Source organism: Scandinavium lactucae, assembly GCF_033843265.1.
Taxonomy (GTDB): Bacteria; Pseudomonadota; Gammaproteobacteria; order Enterobacterales; family Enterobacteriaceae; genus Scandinavium; species Scandinavium lactucae.
Map to the genome: position 1 here is coordinate 103,674 of NZ_JAWXRD010000028.1, position 17,472 is coordinate 121,145.

Consider the following 17,472-nt stretch of genomic DNA (forward strand, 5'->3'; position numbering starts at 1 on the left):
GTGAGCGCAGGCAACGCTGAGGCAATTTGAAGGATGAAGTGTTTATGAATACACAGCGTTATGCGCGTATATGTGAGATGCTCGCCAGGCGTCAGCCTGATCTGACGGTCTGCATGGAGCAGGTCCATAAACCTCATAATGTCTCCGCGATTATCCGCACGGCCGATGCCGTTGGCGTGCATGAAGTTCACGCCGTTTGGCCGGGCAATCGCATGCGCACCATGGCCTCTGCCGCCGCAGGCAGTAACAGCTGGGTGCAGGTTAAAACTCATCCAACCATCGGCGATGCGGTGAGCGTACTGAAAAACCGTGGTATGCAAATCCTTGCGACCCATCTCTCTGATAACGCTGTCGATTTTCGTGAAATCGACTACACGCGTCCGACCTGCATTCTGATGGGTCAGGAAAAAACCGGCATTACTCAGGAAGCCTTAGATCTTGCCGATCAGGACATCATTATCCCGATGACCGGGATGGTGCAGTCGCTGAACGTCTCCGTGGCCTCGGCGCTTATCCTCTACGAAGCCCAGCGCCAACGGCAAAATGCCGGTATGTATCTGCGTGAAAACAGCGTGCTGGCGGATGACGAGCAGCAGCGTTTGCTGTTCGAGGGCGGCTATCCGGTTCTGGCGCACGTCGCAAAACGCAAAAAGCTCCCGTATCCGCACGTCAATGGCCGTGGGGAAATCGAGGCCGATGCAAGCTGGTGGGCCACCATGCAGGCGGCGAAGTAAGCCATGAAAGGCCGTCTGCTGGATGCCGTCCCGCTCAGTGCATTAACGGGCGTTGGCGCGGCGCAAACCAGCAAACTGGCGAAAATCGGTCTGCATAACGTGCAGGACTTGCTCCTGCACCTGCCGCTACGTTACGAAGACCGCACCCAGCTTTACCCCATTAACGACCTGCTGCCTGGCATCTACGCCACGGTGGAAGGCGAAGTCCTCAACAGCAATATCACCTTCGGTGGTCGCCGAATGATGACCTGCCAGATCAGCGACGGCACCGGCATCCTCACTATGCGCTTTTTCAACTTCAACGCGGCGATGAAAAACAGTCTCGCCACCGGCCGCCGTGTGTTGGCCTACGGGGAAGCCAAGCGCGGGAAATACGGCGCGGAGATGATCCATCCGGAATATCGCGTGCAGGGCGATTTGAGCGAGCCAGAGTTGCAGGAAACGCTGACGCCGGTCTATCCGACCACCGAAGGTGTTCGTCAGGCCACGTTGCGCAAGCTAACCGACCAGGCGCTGGATTTACTCGACACCTGCGCCATCACCGAACTGTTGCCGCCGGAATTGGCCCAGGGCTTGATGAGCCTGCCGGAAGCGTTACGCACACTACACCGGCCCCCGCCGTCGTTACAGCTGACGGATTTAGAAAGTGGCCAACACCCGGCACAGCGCCGCCTGATCATGGAAGAGTTGCTGGCCCATAATCTCAGCATGTTGGCGCTTCGCGCGGGTGCCCAACGCTATCACGCCGAATCGCTTCCGGCGAAAGACGAACTGAAAAACGGCCTGCTTGCGGCCCTGCCGTTTAAGCCAACCGCCGCACAGGCGCGGGTCGTGGCTGAAATCGAAAAAGATCTGGCACAGGACATCCCGATGATGCGCCTGGTGCAGGGCGATGTCGGCTCGGGGAAAACGCTGGTTGCCGCTCTGGCCGCCCTGCGGGCTATCGCCCACGGCAAACAAGTGGGCCTGATGGCACCAACCGAACTACTGGCTGAGCAGCATGCCAATAACTTCCGCAGCTGGTTTGCCCCGCTGGGTATTGAAGTGGGCTGGCTGGCGGGCAAACAGAAAGGTAAAGCGCGTCTGGCACAGCAGGAAGCCATCGCCAGCGGCCAGGTGCAAATGGTTGTCGGCACCCACGCCATTTTCCAGGAGCAGGTGCAGTTCAATGGCCTGGCGCTGGTTATCATTGACGAACAGCACCGCTTCGGCGTCCACCAGCGTCTGGCGCTATGGGAGAAAGGTCAGCAGCAGGGCTTCCACCCTCATCAGTTGATCATGACCGCGACGCCTATCCCGCGCACCCTGGCGATGACTGCCTACGCCGATCTCGACACCTCGGTTATTGACGAGCTGCCGCCGGGCCGTACCCCGGTGACCACCGTAGCCATTGGCGATACACGACGGCATGAAATTATCGAGCGTGTGCGCCATGCCTGTATGCACGAAGGGCGTCAGGCCTATTGGGTCTGCACCCTGATTGAAGAGTCCGATTTACTGGAAGCGCAGGCGGCAGAAGCCACCTGGGAAGAACTGAAAATCGCGCTACCGGAGCTGAATATCGGCCTGGTACATGGTCGTATGAAACCTGCTGAGAAGCAGGCTGTGATGCAAGCCTTCAAGCAGGGTGAACTCCATTTACTGATCGCCACCACGGTGATTGAAGTCGGGGTAGACGTGCCCAACGCCAGCCTGATGATCATCGAAAACCCAGAGCGTCTGGGTCTGGCGCAGCTCCACCAGCTACGCGGACGCGTAGGCCGTGGCGCGGTCGCTTCACACTGTGTACTACTCTATAAAGCACCGCTGTCGAAAACGGCGCAAAAGCGGTTACAGGTTTTACGCGACAGTAACGACGGTTTTGTGATTGCCCAAAAAGACCTCGAAATCCGCGGCCCCGGCGAACTGCTCGGCACACGTCAGACCGGTGCAGCTGAATTTAAAGTGGCCGATTTGCTGCGCGATCAGGCAATGATCCCCGACGTTCAACGCATCGCGCGACATATTCATGAAAGATATCCCGAGCAGGCCCAAGCGTTAATCGAACGCTGGATGCCGGAAACCGAACGATATTCCAACGCGTAGCCACCAGCGCTGCGTGCCATTCTTAGCTTCCAAACGAGTATGTTATGAGACGAGAACTTGCCATCGAATTTTCGCGTGTGACCGAGGCCGCCGCGCTTGCGGGTTATAAATGGCTGGGCCGGGGTGATAAAAATATCGCCGACGGTGCCGCGGTGAACGCCATGCGCATCATGCTCAATAAGGTCAATATCGACGGTACTATTGTGATCGGTGAAGGTGAAATCGATGAAGCCCCGATGCTGTTTATCGGCGAGCAGGTCGGCACCGGCCAGGGCGACGCGGTGGATATCGCGGTCGATCCGATTGAAGGCACCCGTATGACCGCCATGGGCCAGGCCAACGCGCTGGCGGTACTGGCGGTCGGCGATAAAGGCTGCTTCCTCAACGCACCGGACATGTACATGGAAAAGCTGATTGTCGGCCCGGGTGCGAAAGGCGCAATCGACCTCAATCTACCGTTGGAAGATAACCTGCGCAACGTTGCAAAGGCACTGGATAAACCGCTGTCAGAACTCACGGTAACCATTCTCGCCAAGCCGCGCCATGACCAGGTGATTGCTGACATGCAGCAACTTGGCGTGCGCGTGTTCGCGATTCCCGATGGCGATGTAGCGGCCTCGATTCTCACCTGTATGCCAGACAGCGAAGTGGACGTGCTGTACGGGATTGGCGGCGCGCCGGAAGGCGTGGTGTCGGCGGCGGTGATCCGCGCGCTTGATGGCGATATGCATGGCCGTCTGCTGGCCCGTCACGATGTCAAAGGCGACACGCCGGAGAACCGTCGTATCGGCGAAAACGAACTGGAACGCTGCGCCGCGATGGGCATCGAAGCCGGTAAAGTTCTGCGCCTCGACGAAATGGCCCGCAGCGATAACGTCATTTTCTCTGCCACCGGGATAACCAAAGGCGACCTGCTGGACGGGATCACCCGCAAGGGTAATATCGCCACCACCGAAACTCTGATGATTCGTGGTAAATCGCGCACCATCCGCCGCATTCAGTCGATTCACTATCTCGATCGCAAAGATCCCGAGATCCAGCGTCACATCCTCTGATTCTTTTGATCAATAGAGCTTTCCGGCCCTTTGGGGCTGGAAATCTTTCCTCCGGGTGGCGAAGATAGGACTATCAACGCAACGAGGAGACGACCATGGCGGATTGGGTCACAGGCAAAGTTACCAAAATCGAGAACTGGACAGACGCCCTGTTCAGCCTCACCGTTCATGCCCCCGTTCACCCCTTCACGGCCGGACAGTTTACCAAGCTGGGGCTGGAAATTGACGGCGAGCGCGTTCAGCGCGCCTATTCCTACGTCAACGCCCCGAGCAATCCTGACCTCGAATTTTATCTGGTTACCGTTCCCGAAGGTAAGCTCAGCCCACGGCTGGCGGCGCTGAAACCTGGCGATGAAGTCCAGCTGGTCAGCGAAGCGGCAGGGTTCTTTGTGCTGGATGAAGTGCCGGATTGTGAAACGCTGTGGATGCTGGCGACCGGGACTGCACTGGGGCCATATCTCTCGATTTTGCAGGAAGGCAAAGATTTAGCGCGCTTCAAAAATCTGGTGCTGGTACACGCCGTGCGTTATGCCGCCGATTTAAGCTATCTGCCGCTGATGCTAGAGCTGCAACAGCGCTATGAGGGGAAACTGCGGGTTCAAACCGTGGTGAGCCGTGAAGCTGTGCCAGGCTCGCTTACGGGCCGCGTCCCAGCGCTGATTGAAAGCGGCGCGCTGGAAACCGCAACGGGCCTGACGATGACCGCAGAAAACAGCCATGTCATGTTGTGCGGCAACCCGCAGATGGTGCGCGACACTCAGCAATTGCTGAAAGACTCCCGGCAGATGACCAAACATTTGCGCCGCCGACCGGGCCATATGACCGCCGAACACTACTGGTGATCAGCGGTATTTAACGTCCAGCGTCTCTTTTCCGTACTTATTTTCACCCTGGGTGCCAACAAACGCGCCCAGGTCAATCAGCATCATCACGATGATCAGAGTGGGAATAAAGCGGCCCACGCCCCACTGCCAGACGCCCGGCAACATCGCCCAGTTTCCGGCGAGCAGCATCCACGCCAGGATCATCAACAGCGCCCAAATGCCTGATTTACCGCGATCGTGCAGACGTTTCACGGTCACCGCCGCGGTCGGCCACAGCAGACACACCAGCGCAAACGCGGCGGTTTGCAGATTCAGCCAGCCGCCACCGGCCAGGGTGAACAGCACAACCATCGCCAGCACCCAAATGCCAATCCAAATCCAGAAGTCACGGCGTCCAATACGCCCATTAATCGAAAATAACCACTGCTGTAGGGTCATGGGAAAATCCTTATCATCGTAATGGGGCGTAGTTTACCCTGAAGTGGTCTCTTTTTGACAAGCGGGGCGGTTTACCGTTTTAATCGTCTCAGGAAAAAATCTTAGGTGATGTAGATGATTAAATGGCTGACTCTGTGTTTTGTTGGGCTGATGGCGCTGGCTGTCGGCCCGAACGCGCTGTCGGCTGAAACAGGCGAGAACACCACCGCGCCTTATCTGCTCTCGGGTGCGCCAACCTTTGACCTCTCGGTAAGTCAGTTCCGCGAGAAGTTTAATGCGGACAATCCAACGCTGCCGCTGAATGAATTTCGCTCGATAACCACCAGCCGCGATCGGCTCAGCCTCACCCGCGCCGCCAGCAAAATTAATGAAAATCTGTATGCCTCCACCGCCCTGGAGCGCGGCACACTGAAAATTAAATCAATGCAGATTACCTGGCTTCCGATTCAGGGGCCGGAGCAAAAAGCCGCCAAAGCGAAGGCGCTGGAGTACATGAGCGCTGTGTTGCGCGTCTTTACTCCGGCCATCACCAAGGCGCAAAGCCTGCAAAAACTGCAAAAGCTGCTCAACGCTGGCAAGTACAAGCGGTTCTACACCAGCAGCGAAGGCGCACTTCGTTATGTGGTCGCAGACAACGGCGAAAAAGGCCTGACCTTCGCTGTTGAACCGATTAAGCTGGCGCTATCTGAGACTCTGGAAAGCAACAATAAATGACAAAAAGCAAAGCCTTTCCAGCGTCGAATCTCTATACTGTTTCACAGACCATGCCGCCCTGATGGGTGGCCATATTCCTTAATTCGCTTAAGTAGCGTGGAGAATTCAAATGCGACATCCTTTAGTGATGGGTAACTGGAAACTGAACGGCAGCCGCCACATGGTGAACGAGCTGGTGACTAACCTGCGTAAAGAGCTGTCCGGCGTGACCGGTTGTGGCGTGGCTATCGCGCCGCCGGAAATGTACATCGACCTGGCTAAACAGGCCGCTGGCGGCAGCCATATCATCCTGGGCGCGCAGAACGTTGACCTGAACCTGTCCGGCGCATTCACCGGTGAAACCTCCGCGGAAATGCTGAAAGATATCGGCGCGAAATACATCATCATCGGTCACTCTGAGCGTCGTACTTACCACAAAGAATCTGACGAACTGATCGCCAAGAAATTCGCCGTGCTGAAAGAGCAGGGTCTGGTGCCGGTTCTGTGCATCGGTGAAACCGAAGCAGAAAACGAAGCGGGCAAAACCGAAGAAGTGTGCGCCCGTCAGATTGATGCCGTTCTGAAAACTCAGGGCGCAGCAGCATTCGAAGGCGTGGTTATCGCTTACGAACCTGTATGGGCTATCGGTACTGGCAAATCTGCCACCCCAGCTCAGGCTCAGGCGGTTCACAAATTCATCCGCGATCACATTGCTAAAGCCGATGCGAAAGTGGCCGAGCAGGTCATCATTCAGTACGGTGGTTCTGTTAACGCTGCTAACGCTGCTGAACTGTTCACCCAGCCGGACATCGACGGCGCGCTGGTTGGCGGTGCTTCCCTGAAAGCTGACGCTTTTGCGGTAATCGTTAAAGCAGCAGAAGCCGCTAAACAGGCTTAACCGCTGGTGTAGTTCAGAAACGAACAGAAACATAAGGCCCGGTCGGCGTCATTGCGACCGGGCTTTTTTATGGCTTACCCGCAGTGGTCTTATTGCAAGATTTCGCAGCGATGATCCTGAAGTTCTTCCGCTGAGGCACGGTTCAGGGTGAGCAAATCACGCTCGGTCGCCAGCAACACAAAGGTACCGTCGCTCTGCTGCGCCATCGCCAGGGCAAAGCGTCCCATGTGGTCACGCGCTTCCGGCACTTCTTCCGCCAGCATCAGGAACGGACTTTTCTGTGCCAGCTCCGATTCCGTCACGCGGCGAGCAAGGTATTGATGGCTGCGCATCCCACCCGGCAACGGTAGCCAGCGGCTGCTGATTGAATCCAGGCTGGCGTCGAGTTGCTGACGTACATCGGACCGCAGGCAGGAGATGTGGATATGGAAATGGTTTTGCGTGCGTCCGGTCCGCGAATTGATGGTCAGGGAGACGGCAGAATCAGGCACCGGCGAGCCGTGTCGGACACTCATCAGCTGGCGGCTTTGCCAGGCCTGCCAGAAGAAATTCGCGGTGTGCGGATTGAGCAATAGCGGACTTTCGGTGCCATTGATGCGGTATGTAGGCATCAGCAGATACTGCAATGGCCCGTTCCGGTCTTTGAACAGCACATAGCCGCCCTGCAGATTCACCGACGCACACGGCGCAGGCGACTGATGCTGCTGCTGGTTAGGTACGCATTGATCGATAACAAAATGGCGTAAGGCATCGGGATTGCCAGAATGCAGCCAGAACCAGCCGCCCGCGGCCACCCCGCCAACTAAAACAATGATCCCCAGAATCAGGTAGTTAATGCGCTTCATTTTTCGGTCCCTGTGAAAGCTCTGAAGCGCAAGGGTAGCGCAAAATGATGACCAAATAAAAACGGCCCCGTAGGGCCGCTTGGTTTTTGGCGTTTATCGCTGACTGATTTGGTCAAACGTGCCGCCGTTGGAGAAGTGATCTTTCTGCGCCTTCGTCCAACCGCCAAATTCCTGATCGATGGTGAATAGCTTCAGTTTCGGGAATTCGCTTTCGTATTTCTTCGCAACCGCCGCGTCACGTGGGCGGTAGTAGTTCTTCGCAACAATATCCTGGCCCTCTGGGGTATAGAGATACTTCAGATAGGCGTCTGCTACGTCGCGCGTGCCTTTCTTGTCGACCACTTTATCGACCACCGAAACGGTCGGTTCAGCCAGAATCGATTCGCTCGGGGTCACGATTTCGAATTTATCTTTGCCAAGTTCTTTGGTTGCCAGAAGCGCTTCGTTTTCCCAGGCAATCAACACATCGCCAATCCCGCGCTCGACGAAGGTATTAGTCGAACCGCGCGCGCCGGAATCCAGTACTTCGACGTTTTTATACAGGGCTTTCACGAAGTCCTGGGCTTTCGCCTGATCGTTGTTGTTGTGGTGCAGGGCATAACCCCAGGCTGCCAGATAGTTCCAACGTGCGCCGCCGGAGCTTTTCGGGTTCGGAGTGATAACCGACACGCCGGGTTTGATCAGATCGTTCCAATCGTGGATTTGTTTCGGGTTGCCTTTACGCACCAGGAAAACGATGGTCGAGGTATACGGTGCGGAGTTATCCGGCAGGCGTTTGATCCAGTGTTTATCGATACGACCGCGCTCGGCGATCGCATCCACGTCATAGGCCAGCGCCAGGGTCACCACATCGGCTTCGATGCCGTTGATAACCGAGGTGGCCTGCTTCCCGGAACCGCCGTGCGATTGGCGAACGACCACGTTGTCACCGGTTTTCTGTTTCCAGTAAGCGCTGAATGCTTTGTTGTAGTTGTCGTAAAGCTCACGCGTCGGATCGTACGAAACATTGAGTAACTGAATATCTTTTGCCAGAACGCCAGCGGAAGCCAGCAGCAGCGTTAACCCGAGGCCTAACTTGTTCATCGCCCGCTCTCTTATGTGATGTTGTGATGAACGTAGCCTGCCAGAAACAGATCCGATGATTAAAGAATAAAAAAAGATTGGCTATAACTTTATGAAATAAGCGACCCTGATGCCCATGATAATGGAATTATTAGTATTCGTTATGAACGAATGACTCAACCTTTCCAATAAAACAGAAATTAATTAACCCTGTGACTCCAGTAATTATTGCCAAAACCTAAAAAACCCTTTTAACCCGAAAATGAAGTGGTACGTGATTTCTAATAATATTATTAAGTTGAGCAAAGGTTAAGTTCAGGGATACCATTGCGGCGCGGAAATGTTCATCTTATGAATCATGCAGTTAAATGTATTCGGCACTGTTAATTACTCCGAAGGCAATTGTTCTAATTATGCCCTACCAACTTATTTTAGGGCCGACATTTTTTATAAAAACAAACAAATAAATCACTCATTATTTATAGAGCCAAATGAAAAATTCATGGTTTAACGTCTTAGCTTTGGTACCCTTTTTACCCTTACTCACCAGCTGCACACTCTCTCCTGGACAAGATCTGAGCCTCACGCACAAAGCGCGGGTGACGGGGGCGAACGATGGCTATGACATCAACCAGCTGGTCGGCGTAATGCCTTTAACGCCGCAGGTTATTGACCGGCTGCGCTCCCCTGTCGTTTCCTCACGGCCTAATCCCCAACTCGAGACGCTGATTGACCAGTACGAATACCGTATCGGCGTGGGCGATGTCCTGATGGTCACCGTCTGGGATCATCCGGAACTCACCACCCCGGCAGGCCAGTATCGTAGCGGCAGTGACACGGGGAACTGGGTTAAATCTGACGGTACCATTTTCTACCCTTATGTCGGCAAAGTACATGTGGTGGGGAAATCGCTGGAAGAGGTTCGCACTACCCTCACGCATGGATTGAATAGCGTCATCGAAAGCTCGCAGGTGGATGTCAGCGTGGCATCGTTTCGCTCGCAAAAAGTCTATATCACTGGCGAGGTGGCAAAATCAGGTCAGCAGGCCATTACCAATGTGCCCCTCACCGTCATGGATGCGATTAATACCGCAGGCGGTTTAACAGCCGATGCCGACTGGCGAAACGTGGTGCTGACGCATAACGGTAAGGACACCAAAATTTCGCTGTATGCCCTGATGCAACGCGGGGACCTCACCCAAAATCATTTGCTCTATCCAGGCGATATTCTTTTCGTCCCGCGTAACGATGACCTGAAAGTATTTGTAATGGGCGAGGTCGCCAAACAGAGCACGCTGAAAATGGATCGCAGCGGCATGACGCTTGCGGAAGCTTTAGGTAACGCCAACGGGATTAACCAGAGCATGGCGGATGCATCTGGGATATTTATTATTCGCCAGAAAGCGAAAGAGGCCGATGGGAAAATTGCCACCATTTATCAGCTGGATGCAAAAGATGCAGCTGCCATGGTGCTCAGTACCGAATTTCAGCTGCAGCCCTACGATATCGTCTATGTCACCACCGCGCCGCTGGTGAGATGGAACCGTGTTATTTCGCAGCTGGTTCCGACCATTAGTGGTGTTCACGATCTCACCGAAACGGTGCGTTATATCAAAACGTGGCCCCGCTAATGTGTAATGCCATTCTCATCATTTGCACGGCCAACATCTGCCGCTCTCCCCTCGGTGAGCGGCTGTTGCGCCACCATCTACCGCATAAAACCATAGATTCAGCGGGAATGGTCGCCCGGTCTGGTCGAAGCGCCGATCCTGATATAAAGCGCGTCGCCAATCGACACCAATTATCGCTTGATGGCCATCAAAGCCGGCAATTTACTGCCGCGCTGAGCACCCAATACGATCTCATTCTGGTGATGGAGAAAGAACATCTCAAACACATCGCCCATATTGCACCTGAAGCCCGCAGTAAAAGCATGCTGTTGGGCTACTGGTTCAATCAAATGGAAATTCCCGATCCTTGGCATCAAAGCGATGAAGCCTTTAATCACGTCTTTCAATTGATCAACCAATCGTGTCAGGCGTGGGTCAGCAAACTCGCCAGTTAATAATCAGGTAGCGACGCAATGTCATTAAAAAATATAAAAAACGCCGCCCGATCTCAGGGCGATGTGGAAGAGATTAATCTTCTGATGCTGCTAGGCGTGCTCCTTGAGAGCTATAAGCTTATCGTGGCGATAACGGCGGTATTTACCCTCGCAGCAATAGGCTATGCCCTGAATGCCACCCCGATTTATCAGGCCAATGCGCTGATTCAGATTGAACAAAAACAGGGGAATGCATTGCTTAATAACTTGAGCCAGATGCTGCCGGATAACCAGCCACAATCTGCGCCAGAAATTATGCTACTGCGCTCGCGGATGATCCTCGGTACAACCGTTGATGCCCTGGCGCTCCAGACGACAATTCAACCCCGCTATCTACCTTTAATAGGCCGTACGATAGCCCGGCTACGAGGGCAAAAGCCCGGCAAGATAGGGTTAACGCAACTGGTTCTCCCACTCAAGAACGATGAAAGCGCCAGTGCCACGATCAGGGTCATCGATAGCAATCAATACCATCTTTCCGGGGAGGGCTTTGAGTTTGATGGCCGTAAGGGTGAACCATTAGAAAAAAACGGGGTATCGCTGCTGGTCAGCGAAATCAATGCCGAACCCGGCACGCAGTTCACAGTGACCCAAACATCGCGCCTGCAAGCCATAACCCTGTTGCAGGCAAGCTTTAACGTCTCTGAACAGGGGAAAGACACCGGCATGCTTAACCTGACCATGACCGGCGAAGACCCGCAACTCATTAATGCGATTGTGCAGAATATCGCCGAGAATTATCTGGCACAGAATATTACCCGCCAGGCGGAGCAGGATGGCAAAAGCCTCGCGTTTCTCGACACGCAGTTGCCCGCGATCCGCCACGACCTTGACCGTGCAGAAGATAAGCTCAACGCCTATCGAAAACAGAAAGACTCGGTCGACTTAAACATGGAAGCCAAATCTGCCCTCGACCAGATCGTTAACATTGAGAATCAGCTCAATGAACTGACATTCCGCGAAGCAGAAATTTCGCAGCGTTATAAAAAAGAGCACCCGAACTACCGGGCCTTAAGGGAAAAACGCCAAACGCTGCAAAGCGAAAGGGCCAAAATGAACAAGCGCGTGAGTTCCATGCCCTCGACGCAGCAGGAAGTGCTCCGTCTGAGCCGGGATGTGGATTCAGGGCGTGCGGTCTATCTGCAGTTACTCAGCCGACAACAGGAACTGAGCGTCGCCAAATCCAGCGCCATCGGCAATGTGCGAATCATCGACGATGCAGTCACGTTGGTAAAACCCGTCAAACCACAAAAAACGATTATTGTGGTGGTTGGCATGATGCTGGGAGCCATGGTTTCCGCAGCGATTGTGCTGTTGAAATTCTCTCTTCATCAGGGAATTAGCTCTCAGGAACAGCTGGAAGAGAGAGGCATCAACGTGTTTGCCAGCATTCCCCACTCCGAGTGGCAGCGCAAAAAAAATATCAACAGCCGAACAGGAACAGCCAGTCTGGTGTTGGCCATCAACAATCCCGCAGATATGGCCATTGAGACCCTTCGCGGCCTGCGTACCAGCCTGTACTTCACCATGATGGAGGCGAAAAATAACGTGCTGATGATTTCAGGCGTCAGCCTTGGCGCGGGCAAAACATTTATCAGCAGCAACCTGGCGGCAGTCATTGCGCAAACGCAGAAAAAGGTGCTTTTGATTGATGCGGATATGCGCAAAGGCTATTTGCACAAATTGTTCGGTCTGGAGGAAAGCGGCGGACTGGCAGATATCCTGCAGGGGACCAGTACCTTTGAAAAGAGCGTGATTTCACTGCCCGATATCGGGCTGGACTATCTTTCTCGCGGCCATGTCCCCAACAATCCGGCTGAGTTGCTGACGAGCCCCGCCTTCAGGGAACTGCTCGACACCGCATCTTCACGCTATGATCTGATTATCATTGATACCCCACCGATGATGGCGGTGACGGATGCAACGATTGTGGGTCATCATGCGGATACTATCTTGATGGTGGCGCGCTTTGAATTGAATACGGTGAAAGAGGTTGAGGTCTGCATCCGACGTTTTAAGCAAAACGGCATCGAAGTGCAGGGGTGGATCCTGAACGGCGTGAAGAGAAGGAAAAGCAGCGACTACCGTTACGGCTACAGCGCGTATGGCTCGTCATATCGCCAGGAAAAGGCCTGATAGTATAAATTTCCCTTCCCCACTGAAAGGGGAAGGGAATGAAGATTACACTTCTTCCATGCGGCCCAGCAGCGCCTGCAGACGTTCCTGCCAACCGTGCTGCTGTTCTTTCAGCTGGTTGTTTTCGCGTTCAAGATCTTCACGACCGTGCTGTGCGTTCTGTACTTCCTGCGACAGCGCGTTGTTCTTTTCTTTCAGCTCTTCAATTTCCATCTGCAGCAGGGTGATGGTATCAATCGCCTGCTGTACTTTAGATTCCAGTTTCTCAAACACTTCTAATGACATCGTCATACCTCTCCTGAATTTGCAAGGCGTTGATCTCGTCCCGGAACCCCGGCGACGCCTTAACGAAAATGTGCGCACTACTATGCATCCGATTGTATGGAGCGCAGCACCTGCTGTCCAGCGCCAGGGCGCACGGATCGTGGTTTGCAACACTTTTCAGTCTATACCTGGCGCATTCGGCGCAAATCCCCCTAAATTGTTAATCCATTCGTTAAGAAAATGGTTCTACACACGGAGATCGAATGGTCAAACCACGCACTTTTTCGCGCGATAACGCTCATTTTATTGACGGGGCACACAGAATTTGATTTCGATATTTCTCGTTTTTGTTCGTTAACGATAAATTAACACTATGCCTACATGGCAGCATGGTCGTCTTCGGCCACCATGTTCACAATAAACGTTCACAATAATCAGTCTTCAGGATCCGATCATGAGTCAAACATCAACCTTAAAAGGCCAGTGCATTGCCGAGTTCCTTGGTACCGGGTTGTTGATCTTCTTCGGTGTGGGATGCGTTGCTGCGTTAAAAGTTGCAGGCGCGAGCTTCGGTCAATGGGAAATCAGTATTATCTGGGGCTTGGGCGTGGCGATGGCCATTTACCTGACCGCAGGGGTTTCCGGCGCACATCTCAATCCGGCGGTGACCATCGCACTCTGGCTGTTTGCCTGTTTCGACGGGCGTAAAGTTGCTCCCTTTATCATTTCTCAGTTTGCCGGCGCGTTTTGCGCAGCGGCGTTAGTTTACGGGCTTTATTACAATCTTTTCATCGACTTCGAACACACGCACAATATGGTGCGCGGCAGCGTTGAAAGTCTGGATCTGGCAGGCATTTTCTCTACTTACCCGAACCCACATATCAATTTTGTGCAGGCCTTCGCGGTAGAAATGGTCATTACCGCTATCCTGATGGGCGTGATTCTTGCACTAACGGATGACGGCAACGGCGTGCCGCGTGGCCCGATGGCACCGCTGTTAATCGGCCTGCTGATTGCGGTGATCGGGGCATCAATGGGGCCGCTGACCGGCTTTGCGATGAACCCGGCCCGTGACCTGGGTCCGAAAACCTTCGCCTGGCTTGCAGGCTGGGGTGAAATGGCCTTCACCGGCGGGAAAGATATTCCGTATTTCGTGGTGCCGCTGTTCGCACCGATTGTCGGCGCATCGCTGGGTGCTTTCGGCTATCGCAAGCTGATTGGCCGCCATTTGCCGTGCGACGTCTGTGTGGTGGAAGAGAAAGAAACCACCGCCAGCACCACTCAACACAAAGCTTCGCTGTAACTGACTACGGGACAAAGCATTATGACTGACAAAAAATACATCGTTGCCCTCGACCAGGGTACAACCAGCTCCCGCGCCGTTGTCATGGATCACGACGCCAATATCGTCAGCGTTTCACAGCGCGAATTCACCCAAATTTACCCAAAACCAGGCTGGGTCGAGCATGACCCGATGGAAATCTGGGCCTCCCAAAGCTCCACCCTGATTGAAGTTCTGGCGAAAGCCGATATCAATTCCGACCAGGTAGCGGCAATTGGGATAACCAACCAGCGTGAAACCGCCATCGTTTGGGATAAAGAAACCGGCAAGCCCATTTACAACGCCATCGTCTGGCAGTGCCGCCGCACCGCAGAAATCTGCGAGCAGCTCAAACGCGATGGGATGGAAGACTACATTCGCAGCACCACAGGCCTGGTTATCGACCCGTATTTCTCCGGGACCAAAGTGAAGTGGATCCTCGACCACGTGGAAGGTTCACGTGAGCGTGCCAAACGCGGTGAACTGCTGTTCGGCACCGTCGACACCTGGCTTATCTGGCGCATGACCCAGGGCCGGGTGCACGTCACCGACTACACCAACGCCTCGCGTACCATGCTGTTCAACATCCATTCGCTGGACTGGGACGACAAAATGCTCGAGGCGCTGGACATCCCACGCGCCATGCTGCCGGAGGTGCGCAAATCGTCCGAAGTGTACGGTCAGACCAACATCGGCGGTAAAGGCGGGACGCGTATTCCTATCGCCGGGATTGCCGGTGACCAGCAGGCGGCGCTGTTCGGCCAACTGTGCGTCAAAGAAGGGATGGCGAAAAATACTTACGGTACTGGCTGCTTTATGCTGATGAATACCGGGGAAACCGCGGTGAAATCCGAGCACGGCCTGCTGACCACTATCGCCTGCGGCCCGAGCGGGGAAGTGAACTATGCGCTGGAAGGCGCGGTGTTCATGGCGGGGGCCTCCATTCAGTGGCTGCGTGACGAAATGAAGCTGATTAACGACGCGTTCGATTCCGAATATTTCGCCACTAAAGTGAACGACACCAACGGCGTATACGTAGTGCCCGCATTTACCGGCCTCGGCGCTCCGTACTGGGACCCGTACGCCCGTGGCGCAATTTTCGGCCTGACCCGCGGCGTGAACTCGAACCACATCATTCGTGCCACGCTGGAGTCTATCGCCTATCAGACCCGCGACGTGCTGGAAGCAATGCAGGCTGACTCCGGTATTCGTCTGCACGCCCTGCGCGTGGACGGCGGTGCGGTTGCCAATAACTTCCTGATGCAGTTCCAGTCAGACATTTTAGGCACCCGCGTTGAGCGACCTGAAGTGCGTGAAGTGACGGCGCTGGGCGCGGCGTATCTCGCCGGTCTGGCGGTAGGGTTCTGGCAAAATCTGGATGAGCTGAAGGAAAAAGCGGTAATCGAACGTGAGTTCCGTCCGGGGATTGAAACCACCGAGCGTAACTATCGCTACAGCGGCTGGCAGAAAGCGGTCAAACGCGCGATGGCGTGGGAAGATCACGAGTAAATTGTGTGGTTGCCCGGCAAGCGATAGCGCCGCCGGGCAGTTCCTCAGCCGAAGATCGGTAACAACAAATACAGCTTAATCACCAACGCGTTCACGATATCAATAAAGAATGCGCCAACCATTGGCACCACCAGGAACGCCGTGTGTGACGGACCGAAACGTTCGGTGATCGCCTGCATATTGGCAATCGCCGTGGGCGTCGCGCCCAGACCAAATCCACAGTGACCCGCCGCCAGCACCGCCGCATCGTAGTTTTTACCCATCATACGATAGGTCACAAACACCGCGTACAGCGCCATCGCCACGGTTTGCACCGCCAGAATCGCAATCATCGGTAATGCCAGGGATGCCAGTTCCCACAGCTTCAGACTCATTAGCGCCATTGCCAGGAACAGCGACAGCGACACGTTCCCCAGCACCGACACCGCACGCTCAAACACGCGATAGAAGCCCAGCAGCGCCAGACCGTTGCTGAGGATAACCCCAACAAACAGTACGCAGACGAAGGTCGGCAACTCAAAAGTGGTGCCCACCAGCCAATGCGCCACAATTTTACCGAGCGTCAGACAGATGGCGATCATGGCGATCGTTTCAATCATCACCAGGGAGGTGATCATGCGGCCCACGTCCGGTTTTTCGAACGCGGTCGGCACCGCCTGATCGTCCGGATTCCCGTCCGGCGTAGATGAGTGTTTTACCAGATAACGCGCCACCGGGCCGCCAATCAGGCCCCCCAGCACCAAACCAAAGGTCGCGCAGGCCATCGCCACTTCGGTGGCATTGGCAAAGCCGTAACGCTCGACGAACAGCTTACTCCACGCCGCGCCGGTCCCATGACCGCCAGACAGCGTAATCGACCCGGCCAGCAGACCCATCAGCGGATCCAGCCCCAGCATTTTCGCCATGCCGATGCCGATGGCGTTCTGCATTAAAAGCAGCCCGACCACCACAATCAGGAAGGTGCCGAGCACTTTACCGCCCGCGCGCAGGCTCGAGAGATTAGCGTTCAGACCGATCGTGGCAAAAAATGCCAGCATCAGTGGATCTTTCAGGCTCATGTCGAAATCGACTTCCCAGCCCATGCTTTTTTTCAGCACCAGTAGCGCCAGCGCAGCCAGAAGGCCGCCCGCAACCGGTTCAGGGATGGTGTATTTCTTGAAGAGGGGAACGGTATGGACCAGTTTGCGTCCTAACAGCAACACCAGCGTTGCCGCAACAAGCGTCGATAAGGTATCGAGATGAAACATAAAAGCTCCTTGTTAGCGCATAATCCAATATCACGCGATGTGACGTCCTGCGGCGAAAAGTTCTCATCGTTTATCATCAGGAGCCGAATTTTACGCAAAACGCAGTGAAAAATGACAGAGAAAAATAATCAAAGCGGTGGAATTTGCGACAAAAGCAGCAAAAACAGCATAAAAATCTGCTTCCTTATTCGTCCTTAATATATTGAAAGCAACCGTTTGCTTTTACCTGGCAGTTCGCTAAAATCCCCCCTTTTCCA

General features: G+C 54.5%; 16 protein-coding genes. 11 read left to right on the forward strand and 5 right to left on the reverse strand.

The features are described 5' to 3' along the window. Positions 1-44: 44 nt before the first annotated feature. The 4 genes from trmH (at position 45) to fpr (ending at position 4,716) form a co-directional block, all read left to right on the forward strand. Positions 45-734, forward strand: a complete 690-nt coding sequence (gene trmH / locus SIK69_RS09965) for a tRNA (guanosine(18)-2'-O)-methyltransferase TrmH (RefSeq protein WP_319786016.1) — start codon at positions 45-47, stop codon at positions 732-734. Between the two features lie 3 nt (positions 735-737). Beyond that, positions 738-2,819, forward strand: a complete 2,082-nt coding sequence (gene recG / locus SIK69_RS09970) for an ATP-dependent DNA helicase RecG (protein ID WP_319627238.1) — start codon at positions 738-740, stop codon at positions 2,817-2,819. A 44-nt stretch (positions 2,820-2,863) separates the two neighbouring features. Further along, positions 2,864-3,874: a class II fructose-bisphosphatase gene (gene glpX / locus SIK69_RS09975; RefSeq protein WP_319627239.1), complete on the forward strand. Its 1,011-nt coding sequence runs from the start codon at positions 2,864-2,866 to the stop codon at positions 3,872-3,874. 95 nt (positions 3,875-3,969) lie between these two features. Then, complete coding sequence (gene fpr, locus SIK69_RS09980; RefSeq protein ID WP_319627240.1) at positions 3,970-4,716, forward strand: ferredoxin--NADP(+) reductase; 747 nt, start codon at positions 3,970-3,972, stop codon at positions 4,714-4,716. On the opposite strand, the gene SIK69_RS09985 is transcribed toward fpr, so the two are convergent. Continuing rightward, positions 4,717-5,136, reverse strand: coding sequence for a DUF805 domain-containing protein (locus tag SIK69_RS09985; protein WP_319627241.1), 420 nt, complete (start codon positions 5,134-5,136; stop codon positions 4,717-4,719). A gap of 114 nt (positions 5,137-5,250) precedes the next feature. On the opposite strand from SIK69_RS09985, the gene SIK69_RS09990 reads away from it, so the two are divergent. Next, positions 5,251-5,850 carry a DUF1454 family protein gene (locus SIK69_RS09990; RefSeq protein ID WP_319627242.1) on the forward strand — a complete coding sequence of 200 codons (600 nt, stop codon included), beginning with the start codon at positions 5,251-5,253 and terminating at the stop codon, positions 5,848-5,850. Positions 5,851-5,959: 109 nt separating this feature from the next. Next, positions 5,960-6,727, forward strand: coding sequence for a triose-phosphate isomerase (tpiA, locus tag SIK69_RS09995; protein ID WP_319627243.1), 768 nt, complete (start codon positions 5,960-5,962; stop codon positions 6,725-6,727). An 89-nt stretch (positions 6,728-6,816) separates the two neighbouring features. Here the strand turns inward: tpiA and SIK69_RS10000 are convergent, their stop codons facing one another. Continuing rightward, positions 6,817-7,572, reverse strand: coding sequence for a CDP-diacylglycerol diphosphatase (locus SIK69_RS10000; RefSeq protein ID WP_319627244.1), 756 nt, complete (start codon positions 7,570-7,572; stop codon positions 6,817-6,819). Positions 7,573-7,665: 93 nt separating this feature from the next. Continuing rightward, entirely contained in the window at positions 7,666-8,655 is a 990-nt protein-coding gene (locus tag SIK69_RS10005; RefSeq protein ID WP_319627245.1) for a sulfate ABC transporter substrate-binding protein, read from the reverse strand. 470 nt (positions 8,656-9,125) lie between these two features. Here SIK69_RS10005 and SIK69_RS10010 point away from each other — a divergent pair, with 470 nt between their 5' ends. From SIK69_RS10010 to SIK69_RS10020, 3 genes are read left to right on the forward strand one after another with little or no spacing between them, the layout of a single operon-like run. Continuing rightward, positions 9,126-10,265: a polysaccharide export protein gene (locus SIK69_RS10010; protein WP_319786017.1), complete on the forward strand. Its 1,140-nt coding sequence runs from the start codon at positions 9,126-9,128 to the stop codon at positions 10,263-10,265. Next, positions 10,265-10,699 (forward strand): arsenate reductase/protein-tyrosine-phosphatase family protein, encoded by a 435-nt coding sequence (locus tag SIK69_RS10015; RefSeq protein WP_319786018.1) that lies wholly within the window; start codon positions 10,265-10,267, stop codon positions 10,697-10,699. Before SIK69_RS10010 ends, SIK69_RS10015 begins: the two co-directional genes overlap by 1 nt. A gap of 18 nt (positions 10,700-10,717) precedes the next feature. Next, positions 10,718-12,874 (forward strand): polysaccharide biosynthesis tyrosine autokinase, encoded by a 2,157-nt coding sequence (locus tag SIK69_RS10020; RefSeq protein ID WP_319786019.1) that lies wholly within the window; start codon positions 10,718-10,720, stop codon positions 12,872-12,874. A 45-nt stretch (positions 12,875-12,919) separates the two neighbouring features. Here SIK69_RS10020 and zapB read toward each other — a convergent pair whose 3' ends face one another. Beyond that, positions 12,920-13,165: a septal ring assembly protein ZapB gene (gene zapB, locus SIK69_RS10025; RefSeq protein WP_319627249.1), complete on the reverse strand. Its 246-nt coding sequence runs from the start codon at positions 13,163-13,165 to the stop codon at positions 12,920-12,922. A 427-nt stretch (positions 13,166-13,592) separates the two neighbouring features. Between zapB and SIK69_RS10030 the strand changes: the two genes are divergently transcribed. Both SIK69_RS10030 and glpK read left to right on the forward strand, forming a co-directional pair. Next, the gene (locus tag SIK69_RS10030; protein ID WP_319627250.1) at positions 13,593-14,441 is read left to right on the forward strand and encodes an MIP/aquaporin family protein; all 849 of its coding nucleotides are present in this window, start codon (positions 13,593-13,595) and stop codon (positions 14,439-14,441) included. Positions 14,442-14,462: 21 nt separating this feature from the next. Beyond that, positions 14,463-15,968 (forward strand): glycerol kinase GlpK, encoded by a 1,506-nt coding sequence (glpK, locus tag SIK69_RS10035; RefSeq protein ID WP_319786020.1) that lies wholly within the window; start codon positions 14,463-14,465, stop codon positions 15,966-15,968. A gap of 44 nt (positions 15,969-16,012) precedes the next feature. Here glpK and gltS read toward each other — a convergent pair whose 3' ends face one another. Continuing rightward, positions 16,013-17,215 (reverse strand): sodium/glutamate symporter, encoded by a 1,203-nt coding sequence (gene gltS, locus SIK69_RS10040; RefSeq protein ID WP_319627252.1) that lies wholly within the window; start codon positions 17,213-17,215, stop codon positions 16,013-16,015. Between the last annotated feature and the right edge of the window lie 257 nt (positions 17,216-17,472).

Coding starts and splice junctions, on each gene's coding strand:
- SIK69_RS09985 (WP_319627241.1), bottom strand. CDS start 5,136: ATGACCCTACAGCAGTGGTTATTTTCGATTAATGGGCGTATTGGACGC.
- SIK69_RS10005 (WP_319627245.1), bottom strand. CDS start 8,655: ATGAACAAGTTAGGCCTCGGGTTAACGCTGCTGCTGGCTTCCGCTGGC.
- SIK69_RS10020 (WP_319786019.1), top strand. CDS start 10,718: ATGTCATTAAAAAATATAAAAAACGCCGCCCGATCTCAGGGCGATGTG.
- trmH (WP_319786016.1), top strand. CDS start 45: ATGAATACACAGCGTTATGCGCGTATATGTGAGATGCTCGCCAGGCGT.
- SIK69_RS10010 (WP_319786017.1), top strand. CDS start 9,126: ATGAAAAATTCATGGTTTAACGTCTTAGCTTTGGTACCCTTTTTACCC.
- gltS (WP_319627252.1), bottom strand. CDS start 17,215: ATGTTTCATCTCGATACCTTATCGACGCTTGTTGCGGCAACGCTGGTG.
- SIK69_RS10030 (WP_319627250.1), top strand. CDS start 13,593: ATGAGTCAAACATCAACCTTAAAAGGCCAGTGCATTGCCGAGTTCCTT.
- zapB (WP_319627249.1), bottom strand. CDS start 13,165: ATGACGATGTCATTAGAAGTGTTTGAGAAACTGGAATCTAAAGTACAG.
- recG (WP_319627238.1), top strand. CDS start 738: ATGAAAGGCCGTCTGCTGGATGCCGTCCCGCTCAGTGCATTAACGGGC.
- SIK69_RS09990 (WP_319627242.1), top strand. CDS start 5,251: ATGATTAAATGGCTGACTCTGTGTTTTGTTGGGCTGATGGCGCTGGCT.
- glpK (WP_319786020.1), top strand. CDS start 14,463: ATGACTGACAAAAAATACATCGTTGCCCTCGACCAGGGTACAACCAGC.
- tpiA (WP_319627243.1), top strand. CDS start 5,960: ATGCGACATCCTTTAGTGATGGGTAACTGGAAACTGAACGGCAGCCGC.
- fpr (WP_319627240.1), top strand. CDS start 3,970: ATGGCGGATTGGGTCACAGGCAAAGTTACCAAAATCGAGAACTGGACA.
- SIK69_RS10015 (WP_319786018.1), top strand. CDS start 10,265: ATGTGTAATGCCATTCTCATCATTTGCACGGCCAACATCTGCCGCTCT.
- SIK69_RS10000 (WP_319627244.1), bottom strand. CDS start 7,572: ATGAAGCGCATTAACTACCTGATTCTGGGGATCATTGTTTTAGTTGGC.
- glpX (WP_319627239.1), top strand. CDS start 2,864: ATGAGACGAGAACTTGCCATCGAATTTTCGCGTGTGACCGAGGCCGCC.